This is a genomic window from Streptomyces sp. NPDC002130 (assembly GCF_040296465.1).
GTDB lineage: Bacteria > Actinomycetota > Actinomycetes > Streptomycetales > Streptomycetaceae > Streptomyces.
Genome location: NZ_JBEOXI010000664.1, coordinates 1 through 1,775, shown reverse-complemented (window position 1 = coordinate 1,775; position 1,775 = coordinate 1). Strand labels below are relative to the sequence as shown.

Annotated in this window: 3 protein-coding genes; 2 read left to right on the top strand and 1 reads right to left on the bottom strand. The window is 61.4% G+C overall.

What is annotated here, in order from left to right:
• The coding region (locus ABT116_RS44210; protein WP_351646506.1) for a rhomboid family intramembrane serine protease at positions 1-544 on the top strand (544 nt) is incomplete at its 5' end.
• A gap of 50 nt (positions 545-594) precedes the next feature.
• Here ABT116_RS44210 and ABT116_RS44205 read toward each other — a convergent pair.
• The gene (locus tag ABT116_RS44205; protein ID WP_298774750.1) at positions 595-1,122 is read right to left on the bottom strand and encodes a lipoprotein LpqH; all 528 of its coding nucleotides are present in this window, start codon (positions 1,120-1,122) and stop codon (positions 595-597) included.
• Between the two features lie 304 nt (positions 1,123-1,426).
• Between ABT116_RS44205 and ABT116_RS44200 the strand changes: the two genes are divergently transcribed.
• On the top strand, positions 1,427-1,775 hold a 349-nt coding region (locus ABT116_RS44200), incomplete at its 3' end, for an MFS transporter (RefSeq protein WP_351646503.1).

Below are 1,775 nucleotides of genomic sequence, written 5' to 3'. Positions count from 1 at the left end.
GTGCCGGTGTACAGCGGGGGCGCAACGCCGTCGCAGTTCAGGTCGGCGTACGAAGGCGCTTTACATCCTGGGGCGCGACACCGAAATCGTGATGGGCCGCTCCCGGTACATCGGCATCTACCTGGTTTCGCTTCTCGGCGGTTCCGCCTCGGTGATGGCCTTCCAGCCGGTGTTCTCTTCGCTCACTGCCTTGTCCTGGACTGCTGGGGCGTCGGGTGCGATCTTCGGCATCATGGGTGCACAGGCAGTTCTTCTCCTGCGTTTGCGTCGAAGCCTGGTCCCGATCATCTCGGTGATCGCGATCAATGTGATCATCAGCATTTCGCTGCCCGGGATCTCGTTCTGGGGTCACGCGGGAGGTCTGGTGGCAGGTGCCGCAACGGCAGCTGCCTTCCTGTACGTCCCACAGTGGTTGGGCGCCGGCGAGAACCGAGTGAAAGCAGTGCGGATCGGCTGGATCGCTTTTGGTGCCGTCACCGTGGTGACAATCGGAGTCATCGTGCTCCGCGTCGTCCAACTGCGCGAACAGTTGGGGATCAGCTAGCAAGAATCGTGCACCTGAGTACAGGTGCACGATTCTCCTGCTTCTATCGTTCAGCCGCCGATGACGGACTCGCAGGCGAACGTGATCTCGAAGCTCGACGTCTCCGTCGGGTTGCTCCCGTCCCGGGCGCCGATTCCCTCGCCCGTCACCACGAAGGTATTGCCGTCCTGCTTGGCACTGGCCGACCCGCCGGGCAGACCCGGTGCGAATCCGGCGGTGTACGGCAGACCGTTCGATCCACCCTCGCTTCCGGCGATTCCAGCAGTCTGAACCGTGCCGGATTCATCGATGATGGCCGAGACGGTCAATACGCCGTAGGTCGCATTTTCCGCGTCGAGCAGTGTCATCACTGTCGTGCCGCCGTCCTTTGCGCACTTCGTCTCGAATTTGGCGTCAAGTGCCTTCCCACCGACGCTGACCGAGGACATAGCGGACGAAGCGCCGGTAGCGGTCTTTTCCGAGTCAGTCTTGTCGGAGTCGCTGCCGCAGGCGGCGGTGAAAAAAGCGACCGCCGCGATGGTGGCAGCGACTGCGGTGGAGGACCGGCGGGTCATCGTGGTCCGAACCAACTTCGTCATGTTCTGTCCTTCAAGTCATGCGGTGCGTGCGCACTTGCTCCGGCTATTTCGCCGACAACACTAGCCACTGACTCGATGCCAGTAGCTCTAAACCCGCAGCTCAGACGGTTTTGTCGCGTTCGACTGGTCAAGGACGTTCGTCGGGCTGCCGGGAATCATTTGCCGGATCGTCGGGAGTAATCGCACATGCGGGGACGGCTTCTGTAGAGATTGTCCACATAGGTTGAGCTCGGTAGTGCTTCTACTGTGGCTTGAGTCACTTCGTTGATAGCACCGCTGACCTTTTCCGAGGAGTACCCCTGCCATGACCTCCACCGATAGCACCACCACTGACGGTGGGGTTACACCGAGCGAGATCGAATCTCGCGTGGTGAAGAAGGTAGCGCGACGGCTGATCCCCTTTCTGATCCTGCTCTATTTCGTGAACTATCTGGATCGTACGAACATCGCCTTCGCGAAGCTCACCATGAGCGCCGACCTCGGGATGACCGAGACCATGTTCGGCCTCGCCTCCGGGCTCTTCTTCGTCGGCTATCTACTGTTCGAGGTGCCGAGCAACCTGGCCCTGCACCGCTTCGGCGCCCGGCTGTGGATCGCGCTCCGCGTCCGTCACTGCCTGGCGCTCCCTGTACGACACGTCAGCCTCGTACCCC

What these genes read in the sequence shown, in the direction of transcription:
- ABT116_RS44205 (WP_298774750.1), bottom strand. Translation starts at nt 1,122, where the DNA reads ATGACGAAGTTGGTTCGGACCACGATGACCCGCCGGTCCTCCACCGCA.